This is a genomic window from Legionella rubrilucens (assembly GCF_001468125.1).
GTDB lineage: Bacteria > Pseudomonadota > Gammaproteobacteria > Legionellales > Legionellaceae > Legionella_C > Legionella_C rubrilucens.
Genome location: NZ_LNYT01000007.1, coordinates 132,837 through 156,280, shown reverse-complemented (window position 1 = coordinate 156,280; position 23,444 = coordinate 132,837). Strand labels below are relative to the sequence as shown.

Sequence of the window (23,444 nt, the reverse complement as noted above, 5' to 3'; positions counted from 1 at the left end):
TGCTTGCTTCATACAAAGCGGGAAGAGGTGGGCGCCCGCCGCGCCTCACAACTGTCCAAGGAGAATACAATGCGTGGCAACCTGTTATCTGGTGCATTACTTACATTAGTCACAACAGCTTTTCTGCCTTTACCTGGATTCGCCGCTACGGAGGAAGAACCGAACAAGCGAATTCCACTGGAAGATGTGCAACGTTTTTCCAATGCCATTGGCCAAATCAAAAAATATTATGTGAAACCGGTCGATGACAAAGAATTATTTGATAATGCCATCCGCGGGATGTTGAGCGGTCTTGATCCCCATTCCACTTACCTGGATGAAGATTCCTTCAAGGAATTGCAGACATCAACCAGCGGGGAATTTGGCGGTCTTGGAATTGAAGTCACCATGGAAGACGGCATTGTCAAAGTGGTTACCCCCCTGGTGGACACCCCGGCATTTAAAGCCGGCATCAAGGCAGGAGACTACATCATTAAACTGGGCGCCAAATCCGTGCAGGGCATCAGCCTTCAGGATGCGGTGAACATGATGCGCGGCAAGGAAGGAACGACCATTGATTTGACCATTCTCCGCAAAGGCGTGAACAAACCGCTCACTTTCTCCTTGATTCGTGAAAAAATTCTCATCAAGAGCGTGAAAAGCAAATTGCTGGATGACAGTTATGGCTATGTGCGTTTAACCCAATTTCAGGCCATGACTGCTCAGGACATGGAAAAAGCCATTGCCCAGTTAAAACAGCAATCCGGCGGTAAACTCAAAGGCTTGATCCTTGACTTGCGCAACAACCCTGGCGGTTTACTGGATTCAGCGATTCAGGTCTCCGATGCGTTCATTGATAATGACAAGAAAGGCAGCGAAGAAATGATTGTCTACACGCAAGGCAGGCTGCCCGGCTCCAAATTCACGGCCCTCGCCAATCCCGGCGATATTCTGCAAAATGCGCCGCTGATTGTACTCATCAATAATGGTTCAGCCTCTGCTTCAGAAATTGTGGCCGGAGCATTAAAGGACAACAAGCGCGCCATCATTGTCGGAACAAGAAGCTTTGGTAAGGGATCCGTGCAAACGGTGTTGCCTCTGGACGAAAAGCGGGCCATTAAATTAACCACCGCCCTCTATTACACGCCATCCGGGGTGTCTATCCAGGCGAAAGGCATTACCCCCGACATTATCATTGAAGAAATTGCTGTGCCCAAATCCAGTAAAGCCAAGGATTTAACCAGCTTTAGCGAAGCGGAACTGAATGGGCATCTGCTGAATCAAAATAATAATTCCAGTGAAAAAGTCGATAATTCCCACAAGGATGATCAAACCCTGTTGTATGAAGATTATCAACTGTACGCGGCATTAACGATTCTTAAAGGGTTGGCTGTCGCTAAAAATTAATCCTTAAAACAGGTCCACTCGTCGAACTGCTGGGACTCTTATCAAGAGCATGCACTGCGGGACGACGAGGAAACCTAATTAAATCGAAACAAGATGCAGGTTTTGTTGTTCTTCTTCTTTCAAATCAGCCTGGCATTGCGCATCAACATGCCGACAGACAATCAAATCAATACGTCTTGACAGTGACCCTTTGGGGTTAACCAGTTCAATGCTCTTTAATCGATTGATTAAGGAATCCATATCCTGAATCACCCCATTGTCGATGTCTTCAACAACCTGATTGATTTCGGCCGTATGATGCCGGGCCCAATGAAAAGTAAACGCTCGACCAAGCCCTGAATTGCTCTTGGTGTAATCGTTCAGCAGATTTCTGGCGGCAGCCAGTGTATCGTCTTTATCCAGCTCATAATAAGAAGCCGGGTAACTTTGAGGGATTAAATGTTTAAGATGCTGGTATTCCTGTGCAATCGTCTGTTTTTCCTGGGCCAGGAATGCGAAGCGTGCCAAAAAGGCTGAGCGCCTTTATCGTCATCAAAATCATCGGCTACATTCCCCATAATATCAAACCAATTATTACGCGTGTTGTTAATTTGCTGTGCTGATTCTTTTGTAAAAGGCATGATAAAACCCTGGCTATCTAGACAACAAAATTACAACCCAAAGCACCATTTTTAAACAAACCCGATCTTGGCTCTCCTCTTCCGCCAACAATCCTCATGCCCTTACGCAAGAACTGCGGTAAACTACCCTTACCATCACGCCACAGGAAAACCATGGGCAATTTCATTCAGGGCATGCTGTATTTCATTGCGGGCTTCAAACGGCTATCGACCCCAGGTTTGCGGCGCTTTGTTATCCTGCCGATTCTGTTTAACGTCCTCTTGTTTGCGGGTTTGTTTTATCTTCTTTATCATTATCTTCTTCCCTATGCCGACTACTACCTGGACAAACTGCCTTCCTGGTTGAGTTTTTTAAGCACTGTGTTTTTTATCCTGGTCGTGGTGAGCTATTTTTTGCTGTTTTTGATGCTGTTTACCGCCCTTTGCAACGTGATTGCAGCACCCTTTAATGGCTTATTGGCCGAAAAAGCACAAACGCATTTTCTCCAAAGCGAGCTCCCTTCTCAGCCTTTTATGGTTATGGCCTGGCGCAGCATCAAACGGCAGGGGCAGTTTCTACGTTATTTCCTGCCCCGCTTTCTGTTAACCGCGGCGCTTTTTTTCGTGCCTTTTATCCAGCCTGTTTATCCGTTCATCTGGTTTACCTTCAATGCGTGGATGCTCAGCATGCAGTATCAGGATTTTGTCATGGATAATAATCTATTCACCTTTAACGCCATGAAGCAGCGTTTACAGCACAATCGCATGAAATCGCTGGGCTTTGGCTTGATGATCAATGTCTTTAATTTCATTCCTTTATTGAATGTACTGACCATGCCCTCGGCCGTGATAGGGGGTGTGTTACTGTATGGTGAAGAGCAGGCGAATCTGCACAAACGCTTAAATAAAAAACCCGCTTGACGCGGGTTTTAGCGGATTATTTACTTTGTGGTTTCGAAACCTGCTCCTCTGATTCTTCTTCCGTCGGTGAAGGAGAACCTGATCGCTTCCTGTCAACAAAGAAAGGCGGAGTGGATTTTGAACGATAAAGCCCCTTGGGGTTTTCAGACGATTCAATTGTGCCAGGCTCTGAACCCGTGGACACCAAAGGCGCGCCATCGGCCCAGGCCCCCGTGGTGATTCTTGACTCCTGAGATTCTGAGGATTGCAGAGCAACCGATTCAGTCTCCTCTTCCATTTTACCCAGGTTCACGACAGCATAATTTAAAAACACTTCGTCGTTTTGAGCGTTCTGGTAACCCAGTGATTCTTTGCCCACCAGACGGGTGAATTGGCATTGATTCTCATCCAGACCTAATCGGGCGGCGATTAAGGAACGTGCAATCGCCCCAAGCCCCTCTTTATTTTGGATAGTTGACTCGATCGTGTCTTCTTTTCCTTCCAGTGTAAATCGGATGATTAATTTCATTTAAGTCTCTTCACAAGTAAATTTTACAATTATACTATCAGATTAATTTTTTATCAATCAGGATATTTTTGAAACCAAATACACCCTTATTTGCTTTTAAATTACACACAATGTCGCCGTTGTGTTAATATTTAAGTAAGGTTTTTATGCTATTTTGTAACTAACTTATATTAATTCAGTTGGTCAAGCCATGTTTTTTGATACGCCTGATACAGAAATTCGCACGCACCGTTTAATTTCACGAATCGTGCAATTGCAACAGGCCATTGCTCAGGGTGAAATATCGCCCGAGGAACTGGCAAAAATTGCCCGCTTGTCTCCAGCAAAGCTGGAAGAAAAAACTCGCGATTTAAAAAATCTGGATTTATCCAACCCCATCGATAATGCAATTAAAAAATTATTCGATATTTTGAGGAAAGCCAATCCGGGTGTTGTAAACCCTGACGCGAAACTGATTGAGGGTTTAAAACGCTTTGACGCCGAACATGCCGATTATTTGCCTTTAATCCCCCTGGCCGTCGACAATGATCAAACCTTAGCCATTCATCTGTCGGATTTTGCCATTTTTTATGATGTGTTCATCCGGCACGTGAACAGCAACAAAATATCAGGCGATTTAGAAGACACTTACAATCTGACCCTCGATACGCTGGCTGCGAGAACCGATTGGCTTCGATGGAAAAGCGAGCGTCCGCTTCGCATGAACTTCAATCCGGAACGCGCCGATTACCCCGGTCTTTTTGAAAAATTCCTTGCCGGCAGGTTAAGAAAGGATGAATGGCTGACGGATGTTGATATTCAGCGTCAGTTAAAGATTTTAGGTATTCCCAATTGCCATATTATCCCCTTTACCGAAGACGATCTCGGCTTGGCGCTTCATTTTGCCAGAGAACAGCATCAGCACGATGATCCTCCAACCCCTTATGCCATTCCTTTGATTGTTAACCTCGGAGAAGACGGTCATAGCCGCATCGATTCCCGCGGCAACCATTGGGCTCGCATCCTCGTGCAGGTCGACCCTACCGACAAGCCTGTCAAAATCAGTGTGAAATACACCGATGAACTGCAATTGCATGAGGCCTCCAAGAAAAAAATCGCCGCCACCTTAAAAAATGCCCTGAAATACCATAACCAGATTGGCAGCTATACCAGCAAAGACGCGGTAAAATTTTATACCGCCTTCCCTGACTGCACAGACCCTGAGATTACCGTGACCGGCACCCAGGAGCAACGTGACGGATTTACCTGTGGTTACCGCGCATTAAGAGGAATCACTCAGGATCTCATCGATGCAGGCGTCATTCAAAATGATGGGATCTATCAGGAATTCACCCAGTGCAAGGATGCCTCAAGCCTTCGTGACTTCGTCTACCGCTCCTTGCTGGGCCAACAGGTCATCAGTCAGGAAATCAGAACTGCATTAAGCTCTCTGGTTTCGGAAAGTGATTTCGAGAAACAGTATCCTGAACAGGTTGACAGTGATGAATACAAGGTCAAACCGGCTTTGGTGGAAGGCCAGTTGCTGGCCTTTAGCCTGGCCAGGGACAGAAGTCCGGGCGCCAAAGGAAAATTAAACAGCGGACAGCTTGAAGCCTTAGTGGCTTTGAATGCGGCTAAAGTCAAACTTGAAGAGTTGCCCGCAATGAAAGCCATTGCCCAGGCGAGCGACGCCCTTACGCTTAATTTAGAAGAAATCTTAAACGATCAGGAGAATACTGAGCTAGCCCTTGAAGTCCTTTTTAATGCCATTGGCAAAAACACAGCGCTTAAACAAATCACATTGACCGGTACTGCGAAACTGAACCAGCAGTTGATTAAGGACAATATTGATCAGTTAGCGTTGGGCATTGAACTGATTGCAGAGGATCCGGCGTTAAGCGATTATTTAAGGCTGATAAACACCCGCAATGCCTTATTGTCTCATTTTAAAATAAAACCCAACGCACAAACGCCTCCCTGGGATGCCTTGTTTGAAGCGATGTTATTTCAAATTCCGGATAAACCCACCCAGGGACGGTTTGAATGGTTTGTGGGGTCGCTGTCTTCAGCCGATAAAAATGCTCTTCAACTCGGTGCCACCGGGTTTGCGAAGCTGCTGCAGTACATTGCCAACAATCAAAACCGTTTTGAAGACGGGGTTTTCGATTACCACACCTTCAGCATGCGGGACGCCCAGGCGTTAGGGTATGTGATTACTGATCTCGACATGCTGACAACCTTGCGGGATTATTTACAATCGGCAAATCCTTTTCTCCCGTTCAGGCAATTCAGTTTCGCCATTACGGATCTGGGCAAAATTGACCAAAAGACGCTGATTGATGTCGTGCGCGATATCCTCAGCCACATGCCGCCTGAAGGCATTAAACGATTAGAAATCGTCAGTTCCTCACTGGCCCCATTAAAAGAAGAAACCATTCAGGCCTTAATTGATGTAATCAGTGCAGGCCCTTATGCCACCGTCGTTACTTTTTCTGCACCGGACAGGGCGTCATTAAAAATCGCAGGCCCATTGGAAGCACTTGAAAATGCCGGCTTGAAAAACCAGAAAAAAGGCCTGTCTGCCAGAGAACATGAAAAAACGACTGCTCGAGCAGCAGTAATACCCAAGGTCACCTTAGGCAAAATCGGTAAAGCCATTTTTCAGGGTGATTTAGGCTCGCTCGCGACTGAAATTCAGGTGCAACAGCAGCAGCAACAGCAGGTTCAGCAACAGGTGCAAACGTCCTTGGATGACAGCGGTCTGCCAGAAGAAGACGAAGTGGAAGAGGAATTATTCAACCTCTACACCGGGACTGACGAGTTACTGACCCGTGACACCATCAATAAACTGGACGCGTTCATCAAAGCCCGTCATCCCAAACTCAGTCCCGAACAATGCTGGGACATGATTACCGGCGAAGAGGCAGGACTGTTTAAATACGGCATTAAAAAAATCAGTGTATCGGCCGCGAGAATGCTGATTGAACACCTGCAGGATGTGCAATACGGTTTACACCCTGATAATCTGCCGCGCGGGTTTGAACTGCAAAGCGATGCAGATGGTAACGTCGTGCTGGCGTATTCCGCCTTTGATGCCGCAATCAATCCCAATGAATCGCCATTAACCATCCAGTTTTCAAAACCGCTTTTGCCCGGTGACCTGGCAGGAAATGCCTTGCAATTCATTACCCATGAGCAGGCCAAAAATGTATACGATGCGGTGATTGCCAAACTGAAAGCGCCGCGCCCTTCGCTCGAAGACTGCATTAGCCATTTTTTCTATCTCAAAGACGACGCGGTTAAACTGTCCGTTCAACAGCGTATGACCATTCTGCAGGCTTTTATTTCCGCACAGGACCCTGAGGCCGCCGGTAAGATGCAGGCGCTCATGCAAAGCGTGTTCGGCAACACACTCACCGAAAACAACATCAAGGCGCTCAGTGAAGTGTTTTTTGACAAGGGTTCTGCCGGCGTTCTTCAGTTACTGATCACCTTTCAGGAACTTAAAGCCATCAAGGGTGATGCATTTTTTACCAGTTTCAAGGCCTGCTTTATTGATTCATCGCAAAACCTCAATGAGCTGCTTCAGGAAAACAGTTTAGCCGCCATCCAGAAATTAATGGCCTTTTCCACAGCTCAGGCTACCTGGTGGCTCGCCTTAACGGAACAGCATACCAGCAATATTGGTTATTCTCCCGACCCAAAACAGACAGACGAAGACGATGGGTTTACCCACGTGAAGCAGGAACGCCATCCCGGCACCCGCTGGGCCAATCTGGCAGAGTTGGCTGAGGGATTTTCCTACTTTTGCGGCCAGTTGGAAGAGGTCAGCCCCGGCCTTCATTTAACCGAATACTGCCCGTTCTTAACCGGTGTGGCCGACATGCGGGTCGCATTGGACAGATTACTGACGGTGATTCTCACCAACGCCCATGATATCAATGAGCAGTTTTATGAGTCATTACCCGGTCTATCCCTGGATGGCCTCGGGCCTTTTTATGCCTCACGCTACGAAGGTTATAAACTGGTCACTCCGTCCATGATGTTAAACCTGGGCAGTTTTTCCGGGAGCGCGAAATCAGACGTTCGTTTTTCGGAAAACGGTTTTGTTTATCGCTGTGATAAAGCCAATATTGGCGGCAATTTCGTCGATAGGGCTGTGGGTGAGGATAGCAATAAACAACTCGCTATTTTTTTACGTTACATCGCGACCTTTAACCACCGTGCCCCAGTCAAACAGTATCGCGAAGCTTTTGCGTTGATTGATGACAATATTCAAAACAATAATTATTTCAATGGTAAAGAATCGCTTTTATTACTCATTGCCGTATTTGGCACGGGTAAACGCGGTAAACACTTTCAAATCGCCGATATTGAAGGCTTGGTCGATTGGATAAACCTGTACAAAGACACCTCCAAAGATAAAAACCAAACCCAGTTGATGAACATTCGCGTGATGGTGAATGCCTGGCGTGCGATGCGCAGGTCTCCGATAAGGCCAACCCTTGCAGAGATCGTGACCATTTCCAAACAAGCCCAAAAGATGGAGCAACCGGCTCAGGTCATCACCATGATCCAGGAATTGGTAGAAGCGTATGACGAGGATGCGCAGGAATACCTTGAAACACTGACCCTCCTGTGTCTAAACCCGCAGGCAATAAAGCTCTCTGTTTTTCAAGAGGTCATGCGCGAACTGGAAGGCCTTAGCATCACGGGATTGAGAAAAATTGCCGACGCAAAGGCTCAGGCTCTCACCGATCATCGTAAACTGCGTATAGGTACGACTCGACTGATTGCTGTCTGTACAAGAGAAGGCATCAATGGAGAAAACGCCGGGGAGAAAATCAGAGAACTTTATGAAGCGGTTACCCAATGCCTGAATACACACGGTGAGCAGACAACCCATAACCTTCTGGAACTGTTGGGCCATATTGATGTGAAATCGAAAGCGCTGCCGAGCCTCGATCAACTCATTACCATTGTCAGGGATGTCGCGGCGAAGGAAAAACCGGAATACAGCGCGCTTGAACAAACCATCAAGGACGCTTTGCCCAAAGACTGCACCATTCAATTGGAGCAAGTGATTGCTTCGCCCGTGGAAAGCGGCGGAAATTTACAAACGATCATCACCAAATACATGAGCGAGATCATTAAAGAGCTCGCGAGTTTCAAGGGGCCTATCGAGGCTGAACTGGGTGATGGTTTCTTTAAAATGCTGGCCACCCCCGAAGGCCCTCACGCCTTAATCAAAGGCCTTAAAAAAATTGGTCAATTTTCAGGTTTTTTAGGCGATGTTGTCAAAGGAAAAATCACCGGCGTCATGACCAATGTCTACAACACCGTCATCAATGACGGCATAGCCAATGTCGGTATTCGAGACGAGGCAACGCGTGCGCGCCTTGCCAAAATCATCAATAACAAAATGAATCATCCGATTAAAAAGGCGGCATTTGACGACTTTGTCGGCATTTACGCCAACGAATTGGATGGTTTAAGCAATTTGCTCGGCGATTTTCAGCGTATTCAAAAAACCTGGCCTTCAGACTTGAGAGCCGTCATTGCCGCTTTCGATGAAAGCCCATCGCTAAAAGAGTACCCGCTTAAGCACCTTGCCAAAATTACGGGTGCGCTGGTCTCGGGTTTTAATCCCAATGATCCCTTCCCAACTCCTTTACTGAGTCAATTCCTGGCGTTTAAGTCTCCTTCGGAGACCATACTGACTGGGTTAAATACTATCCTTGACACCGTGTTTGATCCTGAAAAGCAGGACTGGAGCGACCGGGAGAGACGTGCAGTCTGCGAACTGGCGATTGCTTATTGCCATAGCAAACCAGAAAACGTCCATAATTATTTGAATAAAGTTCTTGCTCTTCGTGGCGACAACAGCGAGTTATTCATCCAGAAGCTGCATATTCTCGGCACTAACCAGGATACCGAGTTATGGAAAATTATCCAGGGTTTTAGCCTCGTTGAAAACATGAAGAATCCGGCTTTGATACAGGCCGTTTTCTCCTTTTTTACCGGGAACAATGCCGCTGACTTCTCAGCCTTTATCGAAGCAGCCAACGAGCCGGATCAGGCTAAAATGGCCCTTATCATGACTATTGCTTTGCGGGCTGCACAAAAAGAGCTGGACGGACAAGGTTCAAAATATAATCAGAAACTCCTTGTGGATGCGGTAAACCAGTTAAAACAGGTCGACCCAGAAACCCTCAAGCAATTGGCTGCTCTTTACAGTACCCCCACTTACCCCAAACTCTCCGAACTGGCTCAGATTACCTTAGCCGAAACGGTGGATTTAGATGCACTTAAGAAAAAATATGACCTGGATCCGTTTGGTAAGCGCGACGATAAAAAAACCCTGGATGAACACTTTGATGCCAGTGAACTGACCAATTACCTCAACAACCTGCAGGACATGAATTATGGCCGCCCGATGTTGTTGACCCAGCGTCAGGAGTTGCAGAGCTGGTTTTTGTACATCAACGGCATTGGCAAAGACTTCGGTATCCCAATCATTGAAAATGGCAAAACCACCAATAATCTTAAAGCCGTCAAGGACATGTCTCATAAAGAGATTCATGACCTTCTGGATTATTATAAAAATCGCTTAAAAGAAGGCAGCGGGGCGACTGAGAATCAGCGTCTTAAAGCCAGACTGGAAATCATCGCCCTGTTGCGTGAAGTGATGTATCGCGCCACAGGCAACATGCCAAGACCAACCCAAATCATGTATCTGCTGCTCTCCATGCAGACCGGTGAGAATCTGGTTGGGGAAATTAAAACCGGTGAAGGGAAATCAATGACCGCTGCCTTAGCGGCTGCATTGGCTAACCTTGAAGGCAAAACCGTTGATATCTGTACAGCGAACAGCTTCCTGGCCTCCGAGGGGTTGGAGGAAAACCACGCCTTCTTTGATTACCTGGAGATGCGGGTAAAACTGATCACGGCTAAATCCGGATTTGATGATTACCAACCCAATGCTATCCATTACTCCAGCATGTCCGATGTGGCGCTCTATCGCTCCAAAATGCAGCTGGAAGGTAAAGTCTTCCCCGACAATTGCACTTTGATTGCCGATGAAGTGGATTTTTCAACTTTAGACGACAGTACCCGCTATCGTTACGCCACGTCGCTCGATGCCAGCAGCGATCCCTATAAAAGCCCCTATACCTGGATTTATGAGGCTTTAATTAATTTTACCGACGCACAGACCATACCCAGAAGTGATGCGGACCTTCAAGCACTGGCCAGAGTCTGGCTCAGAAATGCGGCCAAATCCAAAGAAGAAAAGCAGCAGTTGAAAAAACTTGAAGAGCAACCTGAACTCTACCAGAAACGCTTGGAAGGCTGGTTGGTTGCTGCTGGAAAAACAAAACACCTAATCGATGAGGAAGAAACCAAATTCCGGGTCGTTACCTTAGCGCATCCGAAATTCGGTCAGGTATCCAAAGCCTGTATTCTGACTGGTGGACGGCCTAATATCGATGCGGAATTCAGCAATGGCATTCAGCAGTTTCTGCATGTCCGCCTGCAGCAAAAATACCGTAACGAAATCGACAATGGTAAGCCCAATTTTCTGGTTGAGCCTGAAAAAACCTACGTGACTTCGCTAAACAGCCGATTGTTAATGAACACCTATCAACGGATCCTGGGCATGACAGGAACGGCGGGGTCGAAGAAAGAAATTATTGAACAACACGCCAAATACGGCTTTCGCTTTGCCGGGATTCCGAAATTTACCAAATCCAACCTGCGGTATTTAGATCCCCTGCTAACCCAGGCTAAATACCTTGATAATCCAGAAGCGGAAGACAACGAGCACATTCAACTCATCGTCAAAGACGTTTTGCGGTATATTCGCAGTCAGCCCGATGGGTTATGCGGTCCTATATTAATACAGTGCCCTGATAAAACGCAGGGCGAGAAAATTTATAAGGCGCTGCATGACGCCATTGAAGCCGCTCCTCATAAATACAAACATAAACTAAACCCAGATTTCCTGCAGCGTTTTTACAGCAGTGAAAAACCCACGCCCAAGGAACGGAACGACGAAGAAAAGCAATTTAAAGATAAAGCAGGGCTGGATGGCGTCATTACCATTTCCTCGGTTTTTGATCGCGGCACAGACATTAAACCGACTCACGCCAATGGCCTCTATGCCATCCAAACCTATGTTGACACTGCTCCGCATTCTACCGAGGATTTAGAACGATCGTTACAGCAAAAATCAGGACGGCCCGCACGTAAAGGGCAACCGGGTTTTACTCGCATGATTCTTCGCCGCAGTGAATTTAAAGAGGCTTATGCTGATGCGCCGAAAAAACTGCGTAACCTTAAAGCAACAATCCAGGAAGTGGAGAAAGCGATTGCGCTGTTAAATACTATCCGCAATAAGCCGCGTTCAGAAGACCGGGATTTGCGGGAATCGTTTGATGGCATTAAGGATCTCATTTATCAGGAGTTCTTTGATTTCATCACCCAGATTCATGCCACCAAAGCGTCAAAAGCCAGCAAAAAGGCGATTATCAACCAATTACTGGGTCAATGGAATCTGCTCCTTGGTAACATCGATAACTATTGGGAAGAGTTGGAACACGACCCGGCTCTGCAAGGGAAAAATACCGCGAAAATTACCCGCCTTGCCGAATTTGCTGTTAAAGAATGGAATGAGTATGCTAAAAAAGACGGCATGATTAGAGCTCATTTGCTCAAATGGGCAGCACATAACAAAATGACTATCGATCTGCCCGAAGAAAGAACGCTTGATGACATCGACCTGATCGATCACATCACAACTCGAAATGCACCTCTGGGCACGCATTACGTGAAGCGAAGCCAGCTTTACAGACCCGTGGTTTCCGTTTCACCAGCAGCAGTCTATGCCGATATGATGGACATAGAGGCGGAATCCAGCATGGAATTGCAGGCTGTGGCTGATGATGCAAGACAGCAGGCAGTCCGTGCCGTCATTGCAGGACAAATGGAATGGCTCCGTACCCCGGCGCATCAACAGCAATTGGCCAGCAAATTCGCTCTTGATCCGTCGACTCCCTTAGAAGCACAAGTTCAGACGATCATGGCGGCGATGCTTTATCTCCGGTATAAAGCCTATCGTTCAGGCAACGCGGTAGCTTATGCCAAGTTCAATCAGGCATGCGAGGCTTTTATTGATCAGATAAACTGGAGCAGGGCAGACAAATACATTAATGCCGTCGCCTATGCCCAGCAGGAACATTTTACCATTTTGACCTCCCATCGCGGCAAACATGAAAAACAGAAATCCCTGTATCTGCCCATGATGATGGCAGAAAACCGCCGCCTGCTATCCAAATCCACGGCGACATGGAAAAAAGACTCCTTCGCGTCCTGGTGGGCTGAGTCTCCTTCCAATATGCGCAGTCAAGCCATAGAATGGATGACCTCTTACCGTGATCATTGGTGGAAACGCGGCTGGGTAAGCGATGATCGCAAAGACATTGTCTCAGCGCTTCTCATCCAGTTGAATAACAAGTCGTTAAGCGCTGCCGAGATTTTGCAGGCTATTCACGCAGCAAAATCACAATTGCTCAGCGATGACATTAAGCACAAACGCCATTTAGGCAGCGGTTCAAACGGGCGTTTGTATAACTATTTAAATGAGCTTGAAGTCAGGATTCACGCTGCCATGCCGCCTGAAGAAATTGACGCCAATAGGAAAACCGAGTTTGACGAAATTGTTGATGTATTTAAAGCCTACGTTCACGATGAGCGTCTCCCAGCTCAAAGCAAAGAAAAAGTTAGAAAATTAAACGAATTTATAGAAGTCTACAAGAACGCTGACCTGTCCGATAAACAGAACAGCATCATCATCTATAAGACGCTTCTTGATTTATTCGAATACATTGCATCGCTCCCTGATGAGAATGAGGATTTACAGGCTTTGCAGGAGTATTGCCGCTATGCCAGAAATCGGCTGGTTTATTATTTTTCCCAGGGGGAAGAATCCAGCACATTAAACAAGCCGCGATCGATTGAGGTTTATCAGGCCTTGACTCAGGCTGGTACCGTCTTTTTCTATAATCAAACGGATAGTGAAAAGCCGCCAAAACTCAATCTGCCGCCTAAGCACTTTAAGTACTCGAATCAGACGATCGAGTTTGTTTCGAAGGATCCCGATGTAATCAATACAGGAATGCATTACTCGTTCTTCACTCAGGTAAACCAGGCTTCAACGTACAGGGAGTTACTGGCTTACCTTGAGCGATTCATCGTGGAAAAATCAGTGCAGGACACGCGTATTCAATTTAAAAAAATAGAACTCGGCGAGAGCAACCTTTTTAATCCCGGATTTAAATTGACGGTCCATGCGCTGATTGGCGATAAGCCAGTTGAGGTCGACTTCAATCTGGATATGAAAACCGGCGCCATGTATGCGCCCATTGAAACACTTTATGAACTGGATGAATCACAGGACGCTGAAAAGGAATTGCAGGAATTGACGAGGCAAACGGAAGCCATCCAGTCGCGATGGACACAGCAAAAGTCAGAAGGCGTCGTGCTGCTTACTGAAATCCAGGAAGCTCTGGATAAACTAAAACCTTCTGTGAAAGAGAGAGTCGAACAAGAGTATAAGGTCGCTCGTGCTGAAGCGAATTTGCAGAGTGAACAGCGCCCCGATCCGAATACGTATTTTAGCGAAAAACTGCGCGAAATTAAAAAAGACGAGCAGCATTCACCGCATAAAATAGAACATAAGTCCTAATTATTGTAAAATTTTTAAATTTGGAGTCATCAATGGAGAACGGAACACTTACAGAAAAACGGCTTTTGCTTGACGCATTGATAAAAAACGTTAACTCAACGCGCGAAAAAGCCATTGCTCAATCTATCCTCATCAGGAAGGCCATTGCCAATTCGGAAAAAGAAAAAGTAAAAAACCCGGAGAAAAAAACAGAGATTGAAAATCAGTTGAGAAAATACGATGAGTTGCTTAAACAGCTTCTGACTGTCATTGATGAAATTAATACCTACTCCCCCGAATACCAACTCTCCCTGAACCAGCTTCAAGAAGCTGAACAGGCAAACCCTGAGGTGCCAGCGGTTCGATGAGTCCTGCGGCCCCTCCTCCAGCTCAATTGCCATGGAGCGCATTTGACGAAAGAGGGGCTCAATCACAGGCACATAGCTATCCTGCCTTTCCTATGAGATAATGGCCCTTTTTAGCCCTTTTTAACCTGTTATGTTCTCTGTACGCCATGTATTACTGTCTTTTCTGGTTTATCAATCCGCCTGTTTTGCTCATGTCAATCAGTATGTTGATACGATAAAAAATGATCCCAATGCCCTGTATGCCTTTTTCAAAGCCATGCCCAAGGGCGGCGAGTTGCATTACCACCTCGCTGGCGGCGCTTACCCTGAAGCGATGCTGGCCGTGGCCGCTAAACACGAGTATTGTCTTGATACCACGACCTTTGCCATCAGTAAAACCACGGAAGCCTGCCGGGGGATTCCTGCCAGGGAATTAAGACAGCATCCAGAAATCTATGCCAACACGGTGCGTGCCTGGTCGATGAAGGATTTTATTCCAGGCACTGAATCCGGCCATGATCATTTTTTTGCCTCGTTCATGAAATTTATTCCGCTCGTGGCCAATCACGATGCCGAATTATTGAGCGAAGTGATGTTGCGGGCAGCCGATCAGCATGAACACTACATGGAGATCATGATTTTACCCGACAATGGGGCCTCCATCGCGTTCGCCGATCCGTCGTTTACCTTAACCCGGATGGAGGCGATGAAAAAGAAGCTCCTGGGTAACCCGGGGTTTATCGACACCATCAATAAAACAGTCAACAAATCCGATCATCTGCTTAACGAGGCGCAATCCTTTCTTAACTGCGGGCAGAAGCTTAAACAGCCGGTTTGCGGTTTAACCGTCCGGTTTCAATATTATGTGTTAAGAGAACAAACCCTGGATAAAGTATTTGCCCAGGCCCTGCATGGGTTTGAGGCCGCATCGCGTTCCAAATCACTGGTTGCTGTTAATCTGGTGCAACCGGAAGACGGTTATTTGTCGTTAAGGGATTACCGTGAGCAGATGAAAATTTTTGAATTTCTGCATCAGAACTACCCCGAAGTACCCATTGCCCTCCATGCCGGCGAATTAGCGCCGCAAGACGTCGTCCCGGCCGATACCCGTTTTCACATTCGCGACGCCATGTTAGTCGGCAATGCCAGCCGTATCGGCCATGGCGTCGACATCGCCCATGAGGACAATCCTGAAGAGATCATGCGCCTTTTAAAAGAAAAAAACATGGCCGTGGAAATTAATTTAATCAGTAATAAAGCCATTCTTGCCATTGCCGGCAAACAACACCCGCTTAATTACTACTTAAAACACCAGGTGCCTGTCGTCCTCTCCACTGACGATGAAGGCATTTTACGTACGGATTTAACCGCGCAGTACGTGGAAGCCGTATTACACCATCAACTGGATTACCCCGCGCTTAAACAGATTAACCGCAATGCCCTGACCTTCAGTTTCCTACCGGGAGAAAGCCTGTGGAGCAAGAGTCAGCCCGGTGTCAGCGTGCCGCAATGCAAGGATTTAAACAGCGCGTCATGCCTGAAATTCATTCAAGGCAGCAAGAAGGCACAATTGCAGCGTCAACTGGAGTTGCAACTGGCAGCATTTGAAAAGCGGTATGATCAGTAAAAAAGCAGGATTGGGCAACCCAAGGGAAGCCCAACCCTCCGTCTGTCAGGCAGAAAAGGGATCTTCAAAAATAATCGTGGAATCACGCTCCGGTCCAGTGGACAACATGGCAATGGGTATACCCAATAATGATTCAATACGTCTCATGTAAGCAATGGCATTAGCCGGTAATTGCTCAATGGAGGTGGCGTCCGCAGTCGATTCCTGCCAGCCCGGGAACTCTTCATAGACGGGCTCTAAACCCGCAAAATCATCGGCGGACTGCGGGGGACGAGTCAAGAGCTTGCCTTCACGATCACGATAAGCCACCGCAATCTTTAAGACATCAAGGCCATCAAGCACATCCAGCTTGGTTAAGCATAACCCGGTGATGCTGTTCAGTTCGATGGAACGGCGAAGCAAAACCGCATCAAACCAGCCGCAGCGGCGAGGACGGCCGGTAACCGCACCAAATTCATTGCCGCGCGAGGCCAACTGTTTGCCCACATCGTCATGCAGTTCCGTCGGAAAAGGCCCGCCCCCTACACGGGTGGTGTAGGCTTTGGTGATTCCCAGAACATAATCCAGGTAGCGGGGGCCGAAACCCGCGCCATTGACCACGCTGCCCACGCAGGTATTGGACGAGGTCACGAAAGGGTAGGTACCGTGGTCAATATCGAGATAAACCCCTTGCGCACCTTCAAACAAAATCGAGTCACCCTGCTCACGGTGCTCGTGCAGACAGGTGGTGACATCACACACCATGTCTTTTAATTCTTGAGCCCAACGCGCCGCCTCATCCAACAACGGCTGCAGCGCCACTTCCGGCTGGTTATAATAATTTTTCAACACAAAATTATGGTATTGCAGCAATTCGTTCAGTTTGGCTTCAAACCGTTGCGGATGAAACAAATCACTGACTTTAATGGCACGGCGGGCTATCTTGTCTTCGTAAGCCGGACCAATCCCGCGGCCTGTCGTACCAATGGCCGTGCTTCCCTTGTGCATTTCACGCGCTTTATCCAGAGCAATATGGCAAGGCAGAATCAGAGGACAGGCCTGACTGATGTGCAGACGCGTTCTGACATCAATGCCCTTGCCTTCCAGTTCTCTAATCTCAGTCAGCAACGCATCAGGTGCCAGCACGACACCATTACCAATGTAACATTGCACATGCGGACGCAGCATGCCTGAGGGAATGAGGCGCAAAACCGTTTTTTCACCTTTAATTTTTAGTGTATGACCCGCATTGTGGCCGCCCTGGTAGCGGACGACAACATTCACATCATGAGTCAACAGGTCAACGATCTTCCCTTTTCCTTCATCACCCCATTGCGTTCCTACGACTACAACATTCTTACCCATAATAGACTCTTACTCTGCAAATTGATGAACAACAGTGAGAAGCGTGACTCCCACCAACATGCTGATAAACCCGGCAATACGCAACACGACATCCTCTTTCTCGACAATTTTACATAATAACCGCTTCCACCGCTCAGGGGAGCTAAATGGCATTATACCTTCCAGCACAAACATCAAGGCCAATGCGGAGAGAAAACTGACGATCACAACCACCGACTCCAATAAAAAAGGGTTAAGCATGCTTAACCCGATTTCAGCAAAATTTAACATTATATCAGTTTTTCTTAATTTCTCCATTACCTTTTAACATGGGATGTTTAAAGTAAGTGAAAAAAGCACTGCTTTGATCAAGAACCAGCAGATCGCGTTTGGTATTGAAACTGTTCTCATAGGCTTTCAAACTGCGGTAAAAGGCAAAAAAGTCGCTGTTTTGCTGAAATGCTTTCGCATAGATGGCAGCTGCCTCTGCCTGACCTTTCGCCCGGATTTCCTGGCCCTCGCTTTGGGCTGTAGCCAGCAGTACGGTAACCTCTGCATCCGCATTGGCTTTAATGGCCTCGGCTGCCGCATTACCATCCGCACGATGACGATTGGCTATTTTCTGCATGTCGGCCCGCATGGACTGATACACCGAATTACTGGTGGTGGGCGGCAGTTCAATGCCTTTAATCCGCACGTCAACCACAACGACCCCTAACTGGGAAGCCTGTTGCTGAGCTTTGGTGCGCAATACTTCCATGACATCATCGCGGCTGCCCGAAACGACATCGGCAATAAAACGCTTGCCAAATTCCGCACGGATAAAGGTATTGAGCTGTTGTTCAAGCAGGGTCTCCGCCTTGAACTCGTTGCCGCCGGTGGCCTTGTAATAGCGCGCCAGATTATCAATACGCCATTTGACAAAATAATCGACAATAACGTCTTTCTTTTCTTTGGTCACAATCCGGGACGATTTAATATCGAGCGTCTGCAAACGCGTATCAAAAATCCGCACACTTTCGATAAACGGTGTTTTCACATGCAGCCCCGGTCCCAATATTTTGACCTGACCGCTTTTCCCTTCCTCAACTAACCGCCCCAATCGCAGCAGCAGGCCGTGCTCGCCCTGAGTAATGGTAAATACACTGGCGAGAAACAGGATGAGTACAAAAAAGCCTAAAATTCCTACCGTCGTTTTCATTGCATTCATTATCCTTTTCTCCCCTGGCGATAAAGCTGGCGTTTGGTCTGACGGCCGGCAACCAGGCTGTCTTCCTCACTGTCGCCTGCATTGGCGGCCATGGATTTGCCTTTTATGGGGATGGGCTGAGAACCAATACTGGTACCCAGTTTATCCAGAGGCAGGTACAAAAGATTGCCCGCTTTGCTGTCCACAATCACTTTGGTGCTTTGACTTAAAACACGCTGCATGGTTTCGAGATACATGCGCTCCGACGTCACAATCGGTGCCTGGGTATATTGCGGCAGCAGTGCTAAAAATTCAGCGACTTCGCCCTTGGCCCGCAATACAGCCTGTTCTGCATCGGCCTTTGCCTCTGCAAGAATTCGCTTGGCATTTCCTTCCGCAATGGGTACAACACGTGCCTGATAAGCCAAGGCCTGTCCCTGGAAGCGTTTCTCGTCCTCCCTCGCCTTAATGGCATCATCAAACGCATCCTGTACGCTTTCCGGAGCACGGGCAGGCTGAGGCGATACGTTGACAATCACAATGCCCGTGTTGTATTTCTTCAGGGTTTTAACCAGAACGTCCTGAACATCCGTACCCCAGGCTTCCCGCCCTTCCGTAATGATCTGATTCAAGGTTGTCTTACCCACCACCTGACGCAGTGCACTTGACGTGGTTTGCTGCAGGCTTTCCTGAGGGTCAGCCACATTAAACAGATAATCCTCCAGGTCGCCAATGCGGTATTGCACGACCAATGACACGGACACCAGGTTTTCATCCTTAGTCAGCATCTGAGCGGAATAGGAATAGTGCGAGATCCTTTCCACGTTGTGGACGATTTTTGTGGAGATAATGCGCGGTATCCAGTGCGGCCCCGGCCCCACGGTTTCGACGTATTTACCGAAGCGAAGAATCACAGCCTGTTCTGCCGGATCCACAATAAAGATTCCTGACAAGGCCCAGAGAATAAACAGAATGAGTGCGACCATGCCAACCAGAAGACCGCCATTGCCCTGTTTAGGCGCCGCACCACCCCCTTCCTGACCCGAGCCGCCAAACAATGCTTTTTTAAGGCGTTCCTGAAAACGCTTCAATGCCTCATCCAAGTCAGGGGGCTGGTCTTTTCCACCCCATGGATCCTTGCCTTTTTCCGGCTCATTCCACCCCATTGGTTACTCTCCGCCTTGTATAAAAATAGAATTCTAGGGTTTATAGACTATGAAGGCAAGCAATGAAATGGGAATGAAAAGATTAAGTTACTTTATGGGATGAATTCACCAGTGGTGAACGGCTGGTTCTGAAGGCGTCTTAAAATTATAGCGATTGCACCATGCCGCGGGTAAGCGGCGGCATGGCATGCAGGGCTTCTGGCTAAACCACCAGAGTATCGTGGTCTACATGAACCGGGTTGACCGCACTGTCCATCTGTTTAATGATGAGGGCAGTCCGGCTATTGGGATTGGCGTATGCGTAATCGCACAATTGCTGCCAGGACGTCACTTCACCCTGGGAAATTTTGGTCAACATGCCGCTCCAGCGGTTGAAAAAAGTGGCCTCTTTAATGTTCTTTAAATAGAGCTGGACGAATTCAGCAAACCGCTTCTCGTCGGGCCGCAATTGAAGTTCCCCTTTTTCAGGAATATCCTGAGCCAGGCTTTCGACCTGCCCTGCCAAATCATCATAGCCGCCAGTTAAATTTTTAACCGAACGTCCCAGGGAATGGGTATCGTAAATAACCCGATGCAGCGCATGATTCTTGTTATGAATGGTTCGCAGAATCGACGGCTTCAGTTCCGGATTTTTTCCGGCGTAATCCAAAATGTCATTCAGCAATTGGCGACGGTGTGTATGCAGCAACTGGCAGTATGTTTCCGTACGCGGCATGTCGGCCCCACGGCACAATAACATGGCAATACCACGAATCGCTTCGTGTGTTTTTTCATTTTTTGCCAGGGAATCGCATAATAAATCGATTGGCCTGAATCTCATCGTGTCTTCATAATTCAGTTGCGCGGGCTTATTGGCTACCTCAAGAACCGCTTCCAGAGCACTGACGTTGACTTCCCGGGCAGCAATGGAAAGGGTCGGTCTTTTTCGGCTGCCAAAAGGATTGTCCACGCTGGCACCCGCACGAAGCAATTCCTTAACGCCCTCGCCAAAATCCCGAAAAGCCGCGAGATGAAGTGGTTGCATTTCGCGCGCCGTGGCTTCATCCAGCTGAATGTTATCCGCCTGATCGATTAAGGGTTTGTACTTCAGAACCTGGCGAACGCACTCAATCGAGCCGGTTTCAATCGCCCTTGACAGAATGGTTCGCCCGTCTCTGTCCCGACCATTAATAAAATGCGAATCAGGCTGTTCATCCTTCTCAATCAATAACTCGATTTCTTTTTCCTTTTGCGAAACCTTAGGTTGTTTTTGCAGTTTGCTCTTAGCTTCGAGCAGAATTGGCAGCAAATCGAGTTTTTTTTCTTTAAGAACCAGGTGAACCGGTTGGTTCAACGTGGTGTTAGCCCCGTGTTGAAGGAGGAATTGCACGTGTTCCGTTAAATCATTGTCTTCACGATCATGCTGCTGGATGACATAACTCAGAAAATCAACCATTTTTCCATGATGCCAGAATGTCTTCTGTAAAAGAGCCTCGTCTTCGCCCAGCTGCTCTTCAATGTATCGAGTGAATGCGCCGAAACCCTGTGCCAGCGCATTGTCTAAAGCTGAAAAATCCATACCACATCCTTATAAACGTCCAAAGGGATGGGCCTCATCCACCGATGGACGATTAAATCCCTTTAGAATCTTGTCACATGACTTTGCTACTGACCTTAATGCGCCAATAGCAACTCCGCGGGCAGAAAGTCTAACTTCCTGCCATAGTGTTAACCATTTTTAATTTGCTTGGCAATATCCTGATTAAAATTTTCAACCAGCAAGGTTAAAAGACGCACAGCCTGGTGGTAATCGCGTTTATCAAACACGCCGGCATGCTGATGAGCATAGCGGACAGGAATACCAATATTAATCGCCGGAACCCCTTTTCCGGACATCTGTAATTTTGAACCGTCCTCTCCATAACCCATTTCCACTTCCAATTGCACTGGAATATGGTTTTTTGCAGCAATGTCCCTCACCCAGTTGACCAGCGCCTGGTTGGGAATCATGGAGCGGTCATAGACAAAAACCGAGGGGCCTTTGCCAAGAAAAATGGTGTTTTTTCTTTCGGCGATTAATGAAGGGTAGTCATCCGCAATACCCACCTCCACATTAATCACAACATCCGGTTTAGTCGCCTGATAGACGGTTGAGGCGCCGCGCATGCCCACCTCTTCCTGCACGGTAGCAGCGGCAAACAACTGGTAGGCCGGTTTGCTGTTTTTGACGGTTTGAAGCACTTCGCTGATGGCTGCAAGGCCGATGCGATCATCCAGGGCCTTGGCCAGAAAGCGGGTATCGCTCAGCGCCGTGAATTCACTGACTGGCGTGACCGCCAGACCGGGACGAATACCCAGACGCTTCATTGCATCTTCTTTATTTTCAGCCCCCACATCCAGGAACAGGAAAGTCATGTCCGGCGAGCCCAGCATTTTTTTATCCCCCAGAAGATGCGGAGAATCCATACCCGAATAGCCGGTAATGGGGTGTTTGTCGCCTGCTATATGCCAGCGCTGGGCATAAATAACGGCAGTGGCAATGCCGCCTACCGGGACTATTTTTACAAAACCATCGTCAGTGATCGACTCGACCATGAAGCCGGTTTCATCCATGTGCGACATTAACAACAGCCGGGGGGCCGATGGACTGGCCGTATGACCAATGAGATTGCCCATGCCATCGATTTCAAGCTGGGGCAAGGCCGTGCCCCATTGCGCCTTCAGCAGTTCGCGGATGGGTTTTTCGTAGCCGGACACGGCGGGGGTATTGGTTAGTTTTGCCAGTAAAGGCAGTGGGGTGGCAGCATGAAGCGCAGTCAAACCTGAAACCAGCAACAGGCCAAGCAGGCCGGATTTTAACAGTCCCTTGTTCATGGTATTCTCCTTATTTTTTTAGATAGATTAAGTCCCAGACGCCATGGCCGAGGCGTTGTCCGCGCTGTTCAAACTTGGTGAGCGGGCGTGTCTCAGGCCGCGGCGAAAAGCCTCCTTCTGCCTGCTGATTTGCCAGTGCCGGTTCGTTATCAAGAACCGCCAGCATGTGGTCAGCATAATCCTGCCAGTCGGTGGCGCAATGCAGAAAACCGCCTTTTTTCAGCTTGCCGGCTAACAGGCTGACTAACTCCGGCTGAATCAGACGGCGTTTGTGATGTCTTTTTTTAGGCCAGGGATCAGGAAAGAATACCTGGATTCCAGCCAGGGAGGCGTCCGCGATCCGTGTTTTAAAGATTTCGACGGCATCCAGAGCCACCAGACGGACATTAGTTAACCCCTGCTCATGCAAATCCGCTGCAAGGCTGCCGAGACCTGCGCGATGCACTTCAATGCCTACAAAATTAATTTCCGGATGGCGAAGCGCCATGGTCAGCAGAGAAGCCCCCATGCCAAAACCAATTTCAACCACCGTCTCAGCCTCGCGGTTGAAGAGGGTCTGCCAATCCCACATTCCGCCGTCAAAAGGTAATTCGTAGGCAGGCAGCCATTGTTCAAGCCCCTGTTGTTGACGGTTGCTGGTGCGTCCTGCCCGAAGAACGAAACTTTTGATGGTTCTTTTCATTTATATAGCCGCATCAATAACAATGGCGGTGATTATACCTGTAACTTGCCAATTTGCGATCGATCATTAAAATGTCCGTTTAATTTTGGCTGAAATTAATAGAAATCTTGCAAGAAGCTTCATTTTTTGGTATAAAACCGC

The 23,444-nt window shown here is 47.8% G+C and carries 14 protein-coding genes; 5 read left to right on the top strand and 9 right to left on the bottom strand.

Annotated elements, in window-relative coordinates; genetic code table 11:
* Positions 1-69 precede the first annotated feature (69 nt).
* On the top strand, positions 70-1,386 hold the full coding sequence (locus Lrub_RS04370; RefSeq protein WP_058530975.1) for a S41 family peptidase: 1,317 nt from the start codon (positions 70-72) through the stop codon (positions 1,384-1,386).
* A 78-nt stretch (positions 1,387-1,464) separates the two neighbouring features.
* Here the strand turns inward: Lrub_RS04370 and Lrub_RS04365 are convergent, their stop codons facing one another.
* Positions 1,465-1,893: a DUF5617 domain-containing protein gene (locus Lrub_RS04365; protein ID WP_058530974.1), complete on the bottom strand. Its 429-nt coding sequence runs from the start codon at positions 1,891-1,893 to the stop codon at positions 1,465-1,467.
* A gap of 266 nt (positions 1,894-2,159) precedes the next feature.
* Here Lrub_RS04365 and cysZ point away from each other — a divergent pair, with 266 nt between their 5' ends.
* Positions 2,160-2,906, top strand: coding sequence for a sulfate transporter CysZ (cysZ, locus tag Lrub_RS04360; protein WP_058530973.1), 747 nt, complete (start codon positions 2,160-2,162; stop codon positions 2,904-2,906).
* Positions 2,907-2,922: 16 nt separating this feature from the next.
* On the opposite strand, the gene Lrub_RS04355 is transcribed toward cysZ, so the two are convergent.
* Complete coding sequence (locus Lrub_RS04355; RefSeq protein WP_058530972.1) at positions 2,923-3,414, bottom strand: hypothetical protein; 492 nt, start codon at positions 3,412-3,414, stop codon at positions 2,923-2,925.
* Positions 3,415-3,604: 190 nt separating this feature from the next.
* Here Lrub_RS04355 and Lrub_RS04350 point away from each other — a divergent pair, with 190 nt between their 5' ends.
* The 3 genes from Lrub_RS04350 to Lrub_RS04340 all read left to right on the top strand — a co-directional run bounded on the left by Lrub_RS04350 (position 3,605) and on the right by Lrub_RS04340 (position 16,090).
* Entirely contained in the window at positions 3,605-14,137 is a 10,533-nt protein-coding gene (locus Lrub_RS04350) for a hypothetical protein (RefSeq protein WP_058530971.1), read from the top strand.
* A 32-nt stretch (positions 14,138-14,169) separates the two neighbouring features.
* Positions 14,170-14,484, top strand: a complete 315-nt coding sequence (locus Lrub_RS04345) for a hypothetical protein (RefSeq protein WP_058530970.1) — start codon at positions 14,170-14,172, stop codon at positions 14,482-14,484.
* A 130-nt stretch (positions 14,485-14,614) separates the two neighbouring features.
* A complete protein-coding gene (locus Lrub_RS04340) occupies positions 14,615-16,090 on the top strand; it encodes an adenosine deaminase family protein (protein WP_058530969.1) in 1,476 nt (491 codons plus the stop codon).
* A 45-nt stretch (positions 16,091-16,135) separates the two neighbouring features.
* Here Lrub_RS04340 and Lrub_RS04335 read toward each other — a convergent pair whose 3' ends face one another.
* The 7 genes from Lrub_RS04335 to trmB all read right to left on the bottom strand — a co-directional run bounded on the left by Lrub_RS04335 (position 16,136) and on the right by trmB (position 23,303).
* Positions 16,136-17,434, bottom strand: coding sequence for an adenylosuccinate synthase (locus tag Lrub_RS04335; RefSeq protein ID WP_058530968.1), 1,299 nt, complete (start codon positions 17,432-17,434; stop codon positions 16,136-16,138).
* 9 nt (positions 17,435-17,443) lie between these two features.
* The gene (locus Lrub_RS04330; RefSeq protein WP_065235725.1) at positions 17,444-17,674 is read right to left on the bottom strand and encodes a DUF2065 domain-containing protein; all 231 of its coding nucleotides are present in this window, start codon (positions 17,672-17,674) and stop codon (positions 17,444-17,446) included.
* A 34-nt stretch (positions 17,675-17,708) separates the two neighbouring features.
* Positions 17,709-18,623 carry a protease modulator HflC gene (gene hflC, locus Lrub_RS04325; RefSeq protein WP_133134002.1) on the bottom strand — a complete coding sequence of 305 codons (915 nt, stop codon included), beginning with the start codon at positions 18,621-18,623 and terminating at the stop codon, positions 17,709-17,711.
* A complete protein-coding gene (gene hflK / locus Lrub_RS04320; protein WP_058530967.1) occupies positions 18,623-19,768 on the bottom strand; it encodes an FtsH protease activity modulator HflK in 1,146 nt (381 codons plus the stop codon). The genes hflC and hflK overlap by 1 nt, the downstream gene beginning before the upstream one ends.
* Before the next feature lie 202 nt (positions 19,769-19,970).
* Positions 19,971-21,326 (bottom strand): ankyrin repeat domain-containing protein, encoded by a 1,356-nt coding sequence (locus Lrub_RS04315; protein WP_058530966.1) that lies wholly within the window; start codon positions 21,324-21,326, stop codon positions 19,971-19,973.
* Positions 21,327-21,475: 149 nt separating this feature from the next.
* On the bottom strand, positions 21,476-22,621 hold the full coding sequence (locus Lrub_RS04310) for a M42 family metallopeptidase (protein WP_082651438.1): 1,146 nt from the start codon (positions 22,619-22,621) through the stop codon (positions 21,476-21,478).
* Between the two features lie 10 nt (positions 22,622-22,631).
* Positions 22,632-23,303, bottom strand: coding sequence for a tRNA (guanosine(46)-N7)-methyltransferase TrmB (trmB, locus tag Lrub_RS04305; protein WP_058530965.1), 672 nt, complete (start codon positions 23,301-23,303; stop codon positions 22,632-22,634).
* Positions 23,304-23,444 lie beyond the last annotated feature (141 nt).

Bases quoted from the DNA above. Each gene is read 5' to 3' on its own strand.
- Lrub_RS04370 (WP_058530975.1), top strand. From the start codon at position 70: ATGCGTGGCAACCTGTTATCTGGTGCATTACTTACATTAGTCACAACA.
- cysZ (WP_058530973.1), top strand. From the start codon at position 2,160: ATGGGCAATTTCATTCAGGGCATGCTGTATTTCATTGCGGGCTTCAAA.
- Lrub_RS04355 (WP_058530972.1), bottom strand. From the start codon at position 3,414: ATGAAATTAATCATCCGATTTACACTGGAAGGAAAAGAAGACACGATC.
- Lrub_RS04350 (WP_058530971.1), top strand. From the start codon at position 3,605: ATGTTTTTTGATACGCCTGATACAGAAATTCGCACGCACCGTTTAATT.
- Lrub_RS04345 (WP_058530970.1), top strand. From the start codon at position 14,170: ATGGAGAACGGAACACTTACAGAAAAACGGCTTTTGCTTGACGCATTG.
- Lrub_RS04340 (WP_058530969.1), top strand. From the start codon at position 14,615: ATGTTCTCTGTACGCCATGTATTACTGTCTTTTCTGGTTTATCAATCC.
- Lrub_RS04335 (WP_058530968.1), bottom strand. From the start codon at position 17,434: ATGGGTAAGAATGTTGTAGTCGTAGGAACGCAATGGGGTGATGAAGGA.
- Lrub_RS04330 (WP_065235725.1), bottom strand. From the start codon at position 17,674: ATGCTTAACCCTTTTTTATTGGAGTCGGTGGTTGTGATCGTCAGTTTT.
- hflC (WP_133134002.1), bottom strand. From the start codon at position 18,623: ATGAATGCAATGAAAACGACGGTAGGAATTTTAGGCTTTTTTGTACTC.
- hflK (WP_058530967.1), bottom strand. From the start codon at position 19,768: ATGGGGTGGAATGAGCCGGAAAAAGGCAAGGATCCATGGGGTGGAAAA.
- Lrub_RS04315 (WP_058530966.1), bottom strand. From the start codon at position 21,326: ATGGATTTTTCAGCTTTAGACAATGCGCTGGCACAGGGTTTCGGCGCA.
- Lrub_RS04310 (WP_082651438.1), bottom strand. From the start codon at position 22,621: ATGAACAAGGGACTGTTAAAATCCGGCCTGCTTGGCCTGTTGCTGGTT.
- trmB (WP_058530965.1), bottom strand. From the start codon at position 23,303: ATGAAAAGAACCATCAAAAGTTTCGTTCTTCGGGCAGGACGCACCAGC.